The sequence below is a fragment of the Pseudomonas sp. DTU12.1 genome (genome assembly GCF_009873475.1).
Classification (GTDB): Bacteria; Pseudomonadota; Gammaproteobacteria; order Pseudomonadales; family Pseudomonadaceae; genus Aquipseudomonas; species Aquipseudomonas proteolytica.
This window is the reverse complement of the sequence record NZ_CP045254.1, coordinates 3,488,956-3,502,999: the sequence shown is the minus strand read 5'-3', so window position 1 is coordinate 3,502,999 and position 14,044 is coordinate 3,488,956. Positions and strand designations below refer to the sequence as shown.

13 protein-coding genes are annotated in these 14,044 nt (G+C 61.7%); 3 read left to right on the top strand and 10 right to left on the bottom strand.

Annotation, left to right across the window (positions count from 1 at the left end; translation table 11 throughout):
• Nucleotides 1-173: 173 nt before the first annotated feature.
• Nucleotides 174-1,076: an AraC family transcriptional regulator gene (locus GDV60_RS15120; protein ID WP_243733215.1), complete on the top strand. Its 903-nt coding sequence runs from the start codon at nt 174-176 to the stop codon at nt 1,074-1,076.
• Between the two features lie 79 nt (nt 1,077-1,155).
• Here the strand turns inward: GDV60_RS15120 and GDV60_RS15115 are convergent, their stop codons facing one another.
• Complete coding sequence (locus GDV60_RS15115) at nt 1,156-1,677, bottom strand: ClbS/DfsB family four-helix bundle protein (protein WP_159907936.1); 522 nt, start codon at nt 1,675-1,677, stop codon at nt 1,156-1,158.
• 55 nt (nt 1,678-1,732) lie between these two features.
• On the bottom strand, nt 1,733-2,722 hold the full coding sequence (locus GDV60_RS15110; protein ID WP_159907933.1) for a LysR substrate-binding domain-containing protein: 990 nt from the start codon (nt 2,720-2,722) through the stop codon (nt 1,733-1,735).
• 304 nt (nt 2,723-3,026) lie between these two features.
• Between GDV60_RS15110 and GDV60_RS15105 the strand changes: the two genes are divergently transcribed.
• Entirely contained in the window at nt 3,027-3,716 is a 690-nt protein-coding gene (locus GDV60_RS15105) for an isochorismatase family protein (protein ID WP_038447913.1), read from the top strand.
• Nucleotides 3,717-3,779: 63 nt separating this feature from the next.
• Entirely contained in the window at nt 3,780-4,406 is a 627-nt protein-coding gene (gene ycaC, locus GDV60_RS15100) for an isochorismate family cysteine hydrolase YcaC (RefSeq protein ID WP_029300559.1), read from the top strand.
• Nucleotides 4,407-4,564: 158 nt separating this feature from the next.
• Here ycaC and GDV60_RS15095 read toward each other — a convergent pair whose 3' ends face one another.
• From GDV60_RS15095 to GDV60_RS15060, 8 genes are all read right to left on the bottom strand, one after another.
• Nucleotides 4,565-5,902 carry a cation:proton antiporter gene (locus GDV60_RS15095; RefSeq protein ID WP_070995695.1) on the bottom strand — a complete coding sequence of 446 codons (1,338 nt, stop codon included), beginning with the start codon at nt 5,900-5,902 and terminating at the stop codon, nt 4,565-4,567.
• Nucleotides 5,903-5,925: 23 nt separating this feature from the next.
• Nucleotides 5,926-7,398 carry an amidase gene (locus GDV60_RS15090; protein WP_256679306.1) on the bottom strand — a complete coding sequence of 491 codons (1,473 nt, stop codon included), beginning with the start codon at nt 7,396-7,398 and terminating at the stop codon, nt 5,926-5,928.
• A 5-nt stretch (nt 7,399-7,403) separates the two neighbouring features.
• A complete protein-coding gene (locus tag GDV60_RS15085; protein ID WP_159907927.1) occupies nt 7,404-9,074 on the bottom strand; it encodes an NAD(P)/FAD-dependent oxidoreductase in 1,671 nt (556 codons plus the stop codon).
• A gap of 63 nt (nt 9,075-9,137) precedes the next feature.
• Nucleotides 9,138-9,779 carry a peroxiredoxin-like family protein gene (locus GDV60_RS15080; RefSeq protein WP_159907924.1) on the bottom strand — a complete coding sequence of 214 codons (642 nt, stop codon included), beginning with the start codon at nt 9,777-9,779 and terminating at the stop codon, nt 9,138-9,140.
• 19 nt (nt 9,780-9,798) lie between these two features.
• On the bottom strand, nt 9,799-10,563 hold the full coding sequence (locus tag GDV60_RS15075) for a DNA alkylation repair protein (protein ID WP_159907922.1): 765 nt from the start codon (nt 10,561-10,563) through the stop codon (nt 9,799-9,801).
• Nucleotides 10,560-12,197, bottom strand: coding sequence for an FAD-binding oxidoreductase (locus GDV60_RS15070; RefSeq protein ID WP_178121307.1), 1,638 nt, complete (start codon nt 12,195-12,197; stop codon nt 10,560-10,562). The genes GDV60_RS15075 and GDV60_RS15070 overlap by 4 nt, the downstream gene beginning before the upstream one ends.
• Entirely contained in the window at nt 12,187-13,053 is an 867-nt protein-coding gene (locus tag GDV60_RS15065) for a class I SAM-dependent methyltransferase (RefSeq protein ID WP_133714743.1), read from the bottom strand. Before GDV60_RS15065 ends, GDV60_RS15070 begins: the two co-directional genes overlap by 11 nt.
• A 34-nt stretch (nt 13,054-13,087) precedes the next feature.
• Nucleotides 13,088-14,017, bottom strand: a complete 930-nt coding sequence (locus GDV60_RS15060) for a GNAT family N-acetyltransferase (RefSeq protein ID WP_070995700.1) — start codon at nt 14,015-14,017, stop codon at nt 13,088-13,090.
• Nucleotides 14,018-14,044 lie beyond the last annotated feature (27 nt).

The following is a 14,044-nucleotide window of genomic DNA, read 5'->3' as shown; positions in this document are numbered from 1 at the left end:
AGGCATTTGCCGCGCCCTGTAGTCTGATCCGCAGCCATAAGACCGGTGCCTGCTTGGTCATGGCACCGCAAGGAAGGTAGGCAAGCGCGGCCGGCCGAGCCAGACGCGCGCACTTAAGGGGGATGGATATGCGAGAGTTATCGAGCCCGGCCCGGGCAAGCCAGGAAACGTCGGTGTCTTCCAATTGGACCCAGTTTGAAGGGGCGGCGGGGACGGGCACATTTCAGGTTGAACGGTTGGACTGCGAAGCGGGATTCACGGTGATCAAGTCGCAGATGACTGCCCATAAGATCTGCGCCGAACTGTGCCAGCACGAGGGCGCAGAGCGCATGCTGGTGATTGCCTTCGCCTTGTCCGGGCAGTCGGAGTTCCGTTGCCCGAAGGGCCGGGAAATGAAATTCCAGCCCAACCAGGCCACCGTATCGATTTTTCGCGAGGGCCAGGGCCAGCGGGTGTATGCCGCCGATACGCCGATCCAGCAACTGCGCCTGGTGGTTACCGAATCGGCCCTGGCGCGCTTTATTGGCCCGCAGCGTTGCCAAGGCCTGCTCGGCAGTGCTCTGGGCCCGCATGAAAGTTTTCGTCAGGTGGCCTGCTGCGACATCAACCCCAGCGAACACCTGCGGCGCCTGAAAAGCCCGAGCATTCACCAAGAAGACGGCCTGACACAGCGCATTCACGCCTTGAGCCTGCTGTCGGAGCAACTGCAAGCCCTCGAAGTGACGTCGAGCCGACAAGCCAAATTGACGGCCAGGGACCTCGACACCCTGGACCGCATTGACCTCTTCATGCAGTCCAATCTGGACAAGCCACTGAACAACGCCTACTTGTGCACGGCCATGGGCGTGAGCGAATACCGGCTCAAGGAATACTTCCGCCAGGTCCACGGCATCAGCCCGGGGCGCTATTTGCTGGAACTGCGCATGACCCGCGCACGGGAGTTGTTGGCCGCCGGCTACCGGGTGTCCGAGGTGGCATACAAAGTGGGTTACCAGCATCCTAATAACCTGACGGCGGCGTTTACCCGTCACTTTGGCCACACGCCCAAGTCGGTATGTGGCAACCGCGTCGTTTGAATAGCGGGCCGCTGCCTAAGGCTGCTACGCAGGTGCAGGCTGAGCGCGTACTCCTTGAACAACGGGAGCGTTTCGGCGCTTAGGATAGGTTCAGCGTGCCTTGCGTTTTAAGCCATTTTCGCAAGCGCCCGCGTGCATTCTCATAAGGGGACGCGGTGTTGAACTGGATCATCCGCCCCATCGTCCAGTGCTCATACCACGGGCATTCATAAAGCTCGGTATTGTCGCGGCTCTGGATGATGGAGACGATGCGCTGCTTTGCTGTGTCGAGTCGATCAAGCAGTGGCTCAAAAGCGATGCCCTCGTAGTCGCGGTAAAACTTCTGCGCAAGCTGGCCCAACTGGTTCCACTTGAAGCCGGTTTCCGGGAAGTCTATGGCGTTACCAGCGGCGTCTGCGTCCAGCCACTTGAGCACCAATTCGTTCCAGCCCACCAGGTACGCGAGCAGGTTGGCGACGCTCATCTGCGTCCCCTTGGCATGCCCCTCCAGGCTGCATTCGTTGACCCGTTGCGTCGGCACCTGCTGGATGACGCTGAGCAGTTTTTCGTACTGGGTGTTGATGGCATCGAGCAGCTCTTGTTTGTTCTGAGGGACCGCCATATATCACCTGTCATGCAGAAAATTCTATTCGTCAGAAATGTGTCCAGCATGGGTATCAGCCATTCGGGGCGATCTTCCTGGGGGGATCGGCGGGCGGACGATTCAGAGGCGTGACTGCTGCTAGTGTTCGTTCGTGCGCCTGGCTTTGTTGTTGTGCCTCAAATGCCTGGGCCAGGAAGTCGATCAAGGTCCGCACTGAAGGCAGCAGCCCCCGCCGTGAAGGGAAGACGGCGCTGATCACGCCTTCGGTGGGTTGCCATTGCGCGAGCACGCGGACCAGTTGGCCCTGTTTTAACTCATCCTCGACCACCGCCAGCGGCAGGTTGGCGATCCCGACGCCCAGCAGCACCGCGCTTTTCAGGGTGGGCATGTCATCGCTGATCAGCCTGGGCACGTGGCTGATCTCAGCCGTCACACCTTCTGGGCCGGTCAGCGCCCACACGTACTGCAGCATCGGGTTGCCCCAACTGATGGTCGGCAGTCCTGATAAGTCAGTGGGGTGTTGCGGCAGTGGGTGCTCCTGCAAAAAACCTGGGCTTGCCACCAGTACCTGGGAACTCCTGGCGAGCAACTTCATCACCAGGTCACTGCTTTCCAGGGGGGGAAAGCACAGGTTCAGCGCAATGTCATAGCCCTCGCTGATCACATCCACCTTACGGTTGAAGCTCTTCACGTTGAGTTCGACGCTGGGGCACTGGGCCATGAACTGGGCCAGCATCGGCGCCACCCAGTAATTGAGCAGTGCGGTGGTGCAGCTCAGGCGAATCACCCCACGCGGCTCTGCTTTGTTGAAGGCGATCAGGTCTTCGGCGGACTCGGCTTCGGCGGTCATCGCCACGCAGTGGCGGTAGTAGGCCAGGCCAATGTCGGTCACTTGGAACTGACGGGTGGAGCGCTGGATCAGGCGTGCCCCCAGCCGTGCTTCTAGCTGGCTGACCCGGCGGCTCAGGGTCGACTTGGGCATGTTCAGCGCCCGACCGGCCGCCGCGAAACCACCATGCTCAACCACCTTGGCGTAGAGGAAGAGTTCATTGAGGTCGAACATGGGGGTCGTTCCATTTTTGAGATTCTGAAGTTTAATTCAACCACTACCGGATACCTAGCGTGATGACTAAGGTGGAGCGGCTGTTTCTTCCCGGCTGCCGATGTGCGGTGAAGACGGCAGCGGGCGGGGGCGTTCCATTGTTGGAATTGTCAGCTGTGGTCAGGCGCTTTGAAGCCAGAGGCCTGGTAGCGAACTGATCTGTCGAGTCACAACCCATTCGTATCTGCACAGGACGTGCAGAGCTTGCCGGGAATTTGGCAGGCAATGACACCAGGGAGGTTCATCCACGCAAGAGGATATGCAAATGAGCGCTTCAGGTAACGCTGCAAACTTTAATGGTCAGAAGCCGACGATTGATCCCACCGACACCGCGATGTTGCTGATCGACCACCAGAGTGGCCTGTTCCAGATCGTCAAGGACATTGATGTTCCTCAATTGCGCGCCAACGCCATCGCCTTGGCCAAGGCGGCGACGCTGTTGAAAATCCCGGTGATCACCACTGCTTCGGTGCCTCAGGGACCGAATGGCCCGCTGATCCCGGAAATCCATGAATCGGCGCCCCACGCCCAATACGTTGCCCGCCGTGGCGAGATCAACGCCTGGGACAACCCTGAATTCCGTGCCGCCGTCAAAGCCACCGGCAAGAAGACCCTGGTGATTGCCGGCACGCTGACCAGCGTGTGCCTGGCATTCCCGTCCATTGCCGCAGTGCATGAAGGCTACAAGGTATTCGCCGTGGTCGACGCCTCGGGCAACCACTCGAAACTGGCCACCGACCTGACTGTCGCACGCTTGGCCCAGGCCGGCGTGGTGCCAATCGACATCATGGGCACGCTGTCGGAGCTGCAAGGCTCGTGGAACCGTCCGGATGCCCAGGAGTGGGCGAACGTCTATACCCAGGCGATGCCGCACTACCAATTGCTGATCGAGAGCTACATCAAGGCGCAGGAAGTGGCAAATAACCACGAAGAGCTAGACTCCCAGCGCAAGTAAATACCGCTGACCTTCCCCGGTGCGGCCCATTTCGGGACGCGCCTTTTTACCAGGAGCATCAAGATGTCTAAACCCTACGTTCGCTTGGACAAAGACAACGCAGCTGTCCTGCTGGTTGACCATCAGGCTGGCTTGCTGTCACTGGTCCGCGATATCGAACCCGACAAGTTCAAGAACAACGTCCTGGCCCTGGCTGACCTGGCCAAATACTTCAAGCTGCCGACCATCCTCACCACCAGCTTCGAAACCGGCCCCAACGGCCCGCTGGTGCCCGAGCTCAAGGCCCTGTTCCCGGACGCGCCGTACATCGCCCGCCCTGGTCAGATCAACGCCTGGGACAACGAAGACTTCGTCAAGGCCATCAAGGCCACCGGCAAGAAGCAACTGATCATCGCCGGCGTGGTGACCGAGGTGTGCGTGGCGTTCCCGGCACTGTCGGCCCTGGCCGAAGGCTATGAAGTATTTGTGGTGACCGATGCCTCCGGCACCTTCAACGAGCTGACCCAGCAATCGGCCTGGAACCGTATGTCGGCCAATGGCGCGCAGTTGATGACCTGGTTTGGCCTGGCCTGTGAGTTGCACCGCGACTGGCGCAACGATATCGAAGGCCTGGGGACCTTGTTCTCCAACCACATCCCGGACTATCGCAACCTGTTCACCAGCTACAACGCGCTGACCGAAGGCAAATAGCCCCACCTCCTGTAGGAGCCGGCTTGCCGGCGAAAAACGTCAACGATAACGCGGGAAACCTGAAGAACCGCGGCGTGCTTGAGTTTTTCGCTGGCAAGCCAGCTCCTACAAAAGAGGCTGGCGAAAATCGTTAACGATAACGCGGGGTGTCTGGTCTCTTATTTCACCGCAGGCTGGCCCACCGGCACCCGTCGCTCCTCACTCGTCAGCAGGCGGATCAGCGGCGAGGCGATAAAGGTGCTGATAATGGCCATGATCACCAGCATGGTGAAGTACTCCTTGGGCAAAACACCCAGGTCATAGCCCACGTTAAGCACCACCAATTCCATCAGCGCCCTGGTGTTCATGCACACGCCGATCAGCGCGCTGTTGCGCGGTGTTTCGCCCAGCCAGCGGCTGGCGCCATAGGCTCCGAAAAATTTGCTAGCGAACGCCACCAGGCACACCAAAAAGCAATTGAGCAGCGCCGTGTCGCCGTTGAGCGAGCCGATGTCGGTGCGCAGGCCGGTGTAGGCAAAGAACACCGGCAGGAAAAACGCATTGACCAGGCCACTGACTTTGGCATTCCACTGCGTGACAAAGGGCCGGTGGGTGTGCAGGGCGACGCCGATGATAAAACCACCAATGATCGAAAACACGCCGATCAGGTTGGTAATCACCGCACTGCCAAACAGCACGATCAGCATCAGTGATATGCCCTGGGCCGACAGCGGCTTGCGCTCCAGGTCGCCGATGATCCAGCGCAGCACCAAGGGCCGCACCACCCACAGCACCAACACGATAAACACCGCCAGCGCGAGGATCCTGCCCAGGGACGCCCACACGCTGAAGTTGGATGCAATGATCGACGTTACCCCACCGAGGATCAGCCAGCCGCACACATCATCGATGGCCGCCGCGCCAATCGTCAGGGTGGCCACGCGGGAGCGGGACAGCCCCAGTTCCATGAAGATCCGCCCGAGGATCGGCAGGGCAGTGATCGACAACGCCGTGGCAAAAAACAGTTGGAAGGCCAGCAGTGGCGGCTTGTCGCCGACGATCTGTTGCCAGAAATACTCGGCCACCAGGAAACCACTGACAAACGGCACCAGCAGGCCACCCAAGCTGATGGCCATGATCGAGCGCTTACGCCCCTTGAGGTGGGCGCCGAATTCAAATTCCAGGCCCACCTGGAACATCAGCAGAATCAGGCCGACCTGAGCCGTGGCGACAAAGGCGGTGGAGGTTTGCGGCACAAAGATGCTGCTCAGCAGTTCCGGGAAAAAATACCCCAGCAGGCTCGGGCCCAGGACCAGCCCTGCGAGAATCTCCCCAGCCACCGGGGTTTGCCCCAGGCAGCGGGTGCTGAGCCAGGAGATCAGGCGGCTGGCGCTGAAAATCACGATCAGTTGGATCAGGAACAATAGGGTCAAGTGCTCGGCCTGGGAACCCACGGCCGATTGTCCGCCCGCAGGCGCAGGGGGTTGGAGCGTGATAGCGCTGGTATTGGTTTGCATGGGGTGTCCTAGTGCTTGAAGTGTTAGAGCGCAGGCTTGCGCCAACCGCCCAATTCCATTTCCAGAAAGCGCGCAGCTTCCAGTAACAACGCGTCCTGGCCCAGCCCGGCCACCAGTTGCACGGCCACCGGGCAGCCCTGGTCGAGGCGCCCGATGGGCACGCACAGGGCCGGAAAACCGAGAACATTGAACAGCGCGCAATAGCCGATATCGAACGGGCGCTTCAGGGCGCTGCCATGGGCCGGCGCCACGCTCGGGGTGGCCGGCAACACCAGAATGCTCTGGCCGTCGAACAGCCCGGCCAGGGTCTGCTGCAAGTGATCACGCTGCTTGAGGAACCGCGCGAGCCCCGGGTTGCCCAGCCGATCGCCGCAGCTGTCCATCAAGCTGGCAAGCAGTGGCCCCCGGGAGAACTGCGGCCTGCCAGCCAGGGCTGCATACAACGCCCGTGGATAATTCAGTGGCTGCCCATCCCCGAGGTAATCGGCCAGGTGAATGCGGGTTTCGCACTTGAGGACGGCCAGCCAGATAAAAAAGGCGTTGGTCAAACAGCCTTCATTCCAGGCTTGCACCTCCACACCCTGGTCCGCATAACGCTGGCCGGTCTCGATCACCCCGCCAGTCACGGCGGCCGAGAGTGGCGTGCCCCATTTGAGAGGGGCCGGCAGGCAGACGAATACACGCTTGAGCGGTGTCGCCTGGGCCGGTTGCTGATAGCTCGAGTGGATATTGCGGTCGATGCCGTCGCTGCCGGCGATGACCTCCAGCACTGCGCCCAGGTCCTCTGCGTACCGGCACAGGGGGCCCGCTGCAAAGTGGCTGGCAACGGCTTGGGACAATGGCAGTGACACACGCTGCTCATCCAGCGGCAGATGCCCGCTCAGCGGCACCAGCCCCCGCGACGGCTTCAGGCCAAAGATCCCATTGAACGCCGCCGGGATGCGGATCGAGCCGCCGCCGTCGGTGCCCAGGGCAAAGGGCACGCAACCGCTGGCGACCATCACAGAGTCGCCACCGCTGCTGCCACCGGCGGTGCGTGAGGGGTCGTAGGGGTTGAGCGTGCGGCCATACACCAGGTTGTCCGTCTCGGGCCACAACGCCATCTCGGCCTGATTGCCCAGGGCCAGGGGGATGGCGCCAGCCGCCAGCAGCCGCGTGGCGACCGTGGCGGTGCTGCGGGCGCGGCTGTTGCTGCGCAGGCGTGAGCCGCAGGTCTTGGGGTACCCCGCAAGGCCCAGGCCTTCTTTCATGGAGAAGGGCACGCCATGCAAGCGTCCCAATGGCCGCCCCTTGAGCACATCCTCTTCGGCCCGGCGGGCGGCGTCGCGGGCGTCGTCGAACAGGTCGACTGCCATGGCATTGCATAACGGCTGGACCTGCTCCAGGCGCGCAATGCATTGCTCGATCAGCTCCACCGGGGAGATCTGCTTGCCGCGGATCAACCACGCCAGTTGCACGGCACTCAGTTCCAGCAGGTCTGTGCGGACCTGCGCCATGCCGTTCATCCGCGACGTACCAGGTCGAGGAAGCCACCGTCCTTGCCAAACGGCGACTTGAGCAACTCCGGCGACTCGCCATATTTGTAGAACAGCGAAGGGCGCAGGCGCAGGACCGCAGCCCGCGCCAGGTCCTGCACGGCGCCACAGCCATGGCGCAGCAACAACGTGAGGTGGCGCCTAGACAGCGACCACTTGACCATTTTCATCAGCCGCACCCGGAGCAAGGCCGAGCGCAGGTAATAGTTGGAGGCGTAGATCGGCCGTGCGCGGTTGTCGGCCTTGTACAGGTCGAAGTTGATGGTGCGCGAATAGAGGTTGGGCATCATCGTCGGGCTCAAGCCCGGGTTGGAGCGGCGGATCTCTTGCAGCAGGCAGGCAAACGGCAGGGGCGAGGGTTGCATCTCGCGGGTGTAGCGCGGCAGCAGGTCGGCAAATTGCTGGGCCTGATGACCATCGAGAAAATCCCCGGTCATGTACATCGGCAACACCACATGGAAGTACGCCATGTTGGCGAACAGCAGGGTCCAGCCCATCATGAACGGGTCGTCCATCACCTCGTACCACTTGCTCCAGGTGTCCTGCAGGGCCAGTTGCGCCTGGATGTGCGATTCCAGGCAGTTGACGTAGGCGGGGGTCAGGCTGCCATGGATATCCTTCTCGATCATCGCCGCGACTTGCGGGATCTGCTGCGCCACATAGGCCAGCCCGGCGCTGTTGGCCGGGTCGAAGGTAAAGGCCGCGTCGCCCAGCAGGAACCAACCCTCGGTCGAGTAGTATTGCCGCGCCTCGTACATGTAGTTGTGCATGGCCTGGGTATCGACCAGCTGGCCCGACTCGATCAACTCGGTAATCACCGGATGGTCGGCCATGACCTTTTCCTTGAAGGCCTCCAGGGTGCTGATTTTCTGCTCGATCATGTCCGGCCGGTAGGTGATGCCGATGCTGATCATCTCGTTGCCATCATCGCTGCGCATCGGGATCATCCAGATCCAGTAGCCCTTGCCATAAAAATGATGGGTCACGTAGTACGGGTCGTAGCAGTGATGCTTGTCCTTGTGCGCGGTGATGCTAGACAAGATGCTGCGGTCGAAGTCCTTGAGCCTGAGCCAGAAGGTACTGCGCTGGTACGTCGCCTCTTTGTGCAGCTTGAGCTTTTTCGCCATGAAGCGATTGCGGCCGGTGGCGTCCACTACCCAATCGGCGGTCAGTTGCTGTTGCTCATCGGCGGCGCTGCGCAGCGTCAGCAGGTGGGTGGCGTGCTCACCGGCATTGAGGTCGACGGCGCTCACATCGGCCTCAATCATGTGGACCTGATGATCACCGACAATCTGGCGCAGGTCCTTGTCGAAGCTGAAGCGGTTGAGGTTGTAGGCCGGCATGCGGATCACGCCCGGTGCCTCGTGCACCACGTAGTTGCGGCACTCGGGGTTGTTGCGCAGCTTCAGGTAATAGGTCAGGCCGTACTTGTGGTAGTGCTTTTCTTCCAGCAGGCGCCCCAGCCCCAGGCCCTTGAAGAAGTGGGTGGTCAACTCGACCGTGGACTCGCCGACGATCGGGCGCTTGCGGTCCGGGCGCCCGATCAGGATGACTTCGACACCCGGTAACCTTTTTTTGAAGTACAGCGCGGCCAGGTGACCGGCTACACCGGCCCCCATGATTGCGATTCGTTTCATGTCGTCAGTCCCTGAACAAGTGGGTTCGCCAAAGGCGTGGCTGCCTTCGGCGAGGATTGCCGGTTATGCGCGGCTGGCGGCCGTGATCAATTGCTGTGGCTCTACCCGTTGCGAGTAGTCCACGTTGACGAAGGCGGCGCGGATCAGCCCGTCCTGGCCGATCACAAAGGCGCTGGCCATGGGCAAGGTCAGGGCGTCGGAGCCGTTGAACAGCTTGAGGTCGGCACCCAGGGAGCGGTAGACCTCATCCAGCTCGTCTTCGAGCTTGAACACGATGCCGTACTGGCGCGCCAGCTGGTTATCGGTATCGCTGAGCAACAGGTATTTGATGCCGAGGGCTTCGCGGGTCTTGCGCGAGAACTCCGGGGTCTGGGCCGACACCGCCACCAGGGTGGCGCCGGAGGCGGCCAGGTCTGCGACCATCTGTTGGTAGGCGGTCAATGCCTGGCCGCAGAAGGGGCACCACATGCCTCGGTAGAACACCAGCACCAATGGGCCTTTATCCAGCAACTGACGCAGGTCCACATCCTGCTCGTCAGCATCCTTGAGCACCGCCAGGGGCGCCTTGTCGTTGGCCTTCAGGGCCTTGTCGCCCAAATGGCTGTCGAGCAGCGTCTGTAGCGATGCCTGGAACTTGTGCAGGACTTCGGCAGGCAACTGGGCCATCTGGTCCTTGACGGTTTGTAGCTTTTCCTTGAGCGACATTTGTGACTCCTGTTCACGTCTATTGAGAAAGGCTGCGGGTAGCCCGGGTAAAAATCCTGGTGGCGGCTTTGCCGCTGGGTGGGTGGCGCTCGAACAACTGCCGGACCCAATCCGGTCGGGTCTTGCTGGCGTCGTTGATCCAGTTGGCGACCGAGTCCTGGGCGTATTTGTCGGCTTCATCGAGCATGGCAATCAGCAAGGGTTCGGCCATCTGCGGCTCGGCTTTGAGCGGGGCGATGTGCTCGCACCAGACCCCACGCGGGCGCAGGATTTCAACGCAGAACCGGCGGATCAGCGGGTCATCGCTGCGGGCATGGCGGCGTAGCAGTTCCAGCGCGTGCGTCAGGTCCTGGGCCAGCAGCGGTCGCAAGGCAATCCAGGCCCATTCGCGCACGCCAAAATGCGCGTCGGTGGCGAACTGGAACTGGCTCAGCAAAGCCTGTTCCAGTTCGCTGTTGCGTTGGCAGTAGGCGTTGGCGAAAGCCGCCCAACTGCGCACAGTGTCCGACGGATGCTCCAGCAGCAGGCCCCAGGTGTGCTCGCGCAGGGGCAGGGCGGCGCTTTCCAGCCACTGCCCCAGTGCAAGGCCCAGGGCGGCGACTTTCTTGGAAATGCCCAGGGCCTGGCCGGCCTCGGCTGCGCTGTAAAGTGTTTGCGCCAGGGACGGTTCCAACTGCGCGCCAAGGGCCGTTGCCAGCGCTACCTGGTCAACGGCCAGGCACTCGCCCAGATTGCGGGTGGGCAGGCGGCCCTGGTCAATCAGGTCCTTGCGATCTTCACTCATCTCGATACCACCGACGCGGTCATGGCCTGGTCAGGCGTTGGGTTTGTGGCGCAGTAGCGCCCGGGTGAAAGCAGGTTGTCCGGATCCAATGCTGCCTTGATCCGCGCCCCGAGCTGCCAGGCAGGCCCCTGGGCGTCGGTCAGCAGGTGCATGAAGCGAGTGGGCACGCGATACGGCAGTACGCCCTGTGCCTTGCCTTGGGCGAACAGCTGGTGATAGCACTCATGGGCGCGGTTCGACGCCTGGGCATCCGCACGGTCGAACAGCAGCGGCACGGTGCAATCGATGGCACGGCTCGATAGGCTGGTCAGCGTCACCGGGCAAGGCATTTGCTGCTGGCGGCACCGACGCTCCATGGTGCGCACAAAGTCGGCGACCTCTTGGATCTTCAGCGGCAGGATCGGTGCGTACCAGATCAGCCCGCAGTTATCTCGCGCCGGGTTCAGGGGCGCAGCGGGCAGCGGCTTGGCGCCGGCGGTGTAGGCCAGCGGCAGGGCCACTTCGCTGGGTTGGCCTTCCATCAGGTCGATGCCTTGCAGCATCTTGCCCAGGGTCCGTTGCCAGCGCTGGGACCAGCCGCCGGGCAGATGGCCCAGCAAGCGTCGGGCGGTGGTCAATTGACCCCGGGTCTTGAATAGCGATTTGCTGGCGAAAGCCTCAAGTTCCCGGCTGATCATGTGTTTGAGCGGAGCGTGCTGGGCTTTCTGGCAATAGATCGAACCGACACCCATCCACGCAGGCAGGCCCAAGGCATCGGCGGCGGCCCGTTGCTGCTCTTCATTCATGCCCACCACCTGAGTATCTTCGCTGGCCATGGTCAACAGCCGCGTACGGTTCATCAGGTTGATACCACCAATCTGCCCAGGGGCCAGGTCCAGCATGCGCTTGATACCTGCCAACGCGGCTTCCAGCCCTTGCTCTTCATCCACCCAGAAATAAAACGGCTGGATAACCTCGGGCTTGCGCACCAGGGCAATCGACATCTGCGTCACCACCCCCAGCCCGCTCTGGCTGAACAGCCCGTCCAGGTACGGCCCCACACCCCATTTGAAGCAGGGCGCGGTGACCCCCAGAGCCATTGGCGAGCGGTACAGCGTACCGTCGGCCAGCACCGCCTCGATGCCGAGTACCGCCTGAAAATGGTCAGTGTGGGGGGTGATGCCAAAACCGCGCTCCAGTGCATTGCCCAGCACGCTGCAGGTCGGGCCGGCGCCGGTGACGGGTGTCAGCCAGGGCAAGTTGTGCTCTTGTAGATAACGGGCCAGATCGCCCTGGGTCACCCCAGGCTCCAGGGTCACCACCGACAGCTCCTCATCGAACCCCAGAATCCGGTTCATCCCGGACAAATCCATCAGCACACAGCGGGCGTCGTTGGTCGAGGCGCTGCCATAACCCCAGTTGTGCCCGGTGCTGATCGGATGCACGGCAACCCCATAGCGCCGTGCGATCACCATGCACGCCGAGACGTGCTCGGTTGAGCGTGGCGCAATCACCACGCGGGCATACGCAGGGGAGCACATGGTGTCTTGCGCGAAACGCTCGATGCTTGCCGGGTCGACGCGCACACCCGCGTCACCGAGCACCTCGCGCCATTGCTGCTGGGCAAGTGTCAGGTGGGCGGGTTCAAAAGGCACTGGCCAGGCCTCCCAGACGCAGGAACAGGCGCAACTGGTTCACATCCGCCTGGCGACTGGCGGGCAGCGCAGTGTAGCGGCGGCGGAACTCCGGTTTCATCACCTTCACGCAGCGCCGCTTGGGCGTGCGAATCACCATCATCAACGGGCTGAACGCGGTGCTGTAGACCTTGGCACAGGGGCCCAGGTAACTGGCGGCCAGGGTCTGGAACTCTTCCAGCGAGAACGCCGCGAGCAGCGAGTTGCGATAGTCCAGCAGGGTTTCCGCGTCCGCACCGTCGCTGGCACGCTGGACAAAGTAGTCGACGGACTCGATGGTTTTCAGGCGCCCGAAGTCATTCAGGTAAATCGCCCGGTCGTTGCGCAGTACCCGGGAGATATTGCGAAAAGTACCTTCCAGCTGGCCAAGGTTTTCCAGGTGATGCAGGGCCATTGACGAGATCACTACATCCACGCTGCGGTCAGCGATCATGCTGAGCCGGGTCATGTCATCTTCAACCAGTTGCACGTTGTCGATGCCTTGCTGATGACACGCTTCGCGCGCCACTTCCAGCATCGTCTGCGACAGGTCCATGCCAATGAACTCGGCCCGTGGGTTGAGCCGTGCGACTTGCAGCAACAGGGCCGCCGGGCCGCAGCCGATGTCCAGCACCACGTCGCCGGGCTTGATCAGCGCGCACATCTGCGCACAGTGATAAAGGTGGGTGCCGGACAAGGCTTGGCCCTGGGCGGCACTGTCGGCATAAGACGCCACACTCTGTTGTTCTTCCATGACCAGGGCCGGTTCGGGTATGCGCTCGAACGGTTGCTTGATCGTTATTTCCCTGAATATCGCGCGCAGCAATCCGCTGTCCATACTGCTTCCTCCATGAAATGACGTTTGAACGAGCTTACGCCAGGGCCAGTGCTCGCTGAACCCGTGGCGACAGGTTTCGGCCGTGCACGCCACAGCGCGCCATATGGGTCAGCACTTCTTGTGCGTCCCAGCGGCGTACGCTGCCGGTAGCGGGCAGGCGGATATGGGCGTAGTCACTGCGGCAGAAAAAATCGAAGAAATGCGTGCGCTGACCTTCGACGGCAAACCCCAGGGCAGGGCGCTCATAGGCCTGCTGGAAAATTGCCGGCGCGTTGCCCAGATCCAGACACAAGGGCAGCGACAGGGCATTGTTTAGCTTGGTGTAGGGCTGCACCCGGCCCATGGGCGAAAAGAACAATACATTGCGATAAAACGCCCCCGCCCGCGGATGCACGGCGATCAGCAAGCGCTGTACCCCGCGAAAATGCATGGCCCAGCGAAACATCGCGTTGTAGAGCATCAAGGGCACCCCTTTGCCTCGATAGCCTGCAGCCACCGCCAGGGTGCCGACCTCTGCCAGCCGGCCGCCGGCCAGGCGCTGCATGACGACCTCGTTGCCATGCACTTCTTCCAGGGGCAACCCGAGCATGGAGTCCTCGATCAACGAGACGGTGCCGACGATCTGTTGATCCTTGATCGCTACAAAGGTGGTGGTGCCCGGCAACAGGTGGAACGCCGAAAAGCGCATTCCGGCCCGGCACACCGTGGAGATACCGCGCCGTGCATAGCTGTCGTTGACCAGGCGCAACGCCTCTTCCAGTTCGAACAGGCTTTGCACCGGGCGAAACTCAAAGCCTTCGATGGCCAGGGGATGACGGGCGATACGCTTGATAAACAAGCGCCGGTAAAGCGTGGGAGGGATGTAGCGTTCCAGGGAAACCATGCTGTGGCGGATGACATCGACGCCACTGTGGATCCGTGGCTTCCTGCCGAAATTGGTCATCACTCGTTGACTGTGCAGCATCAAACACCTCCTTGTGTGACTACCGCG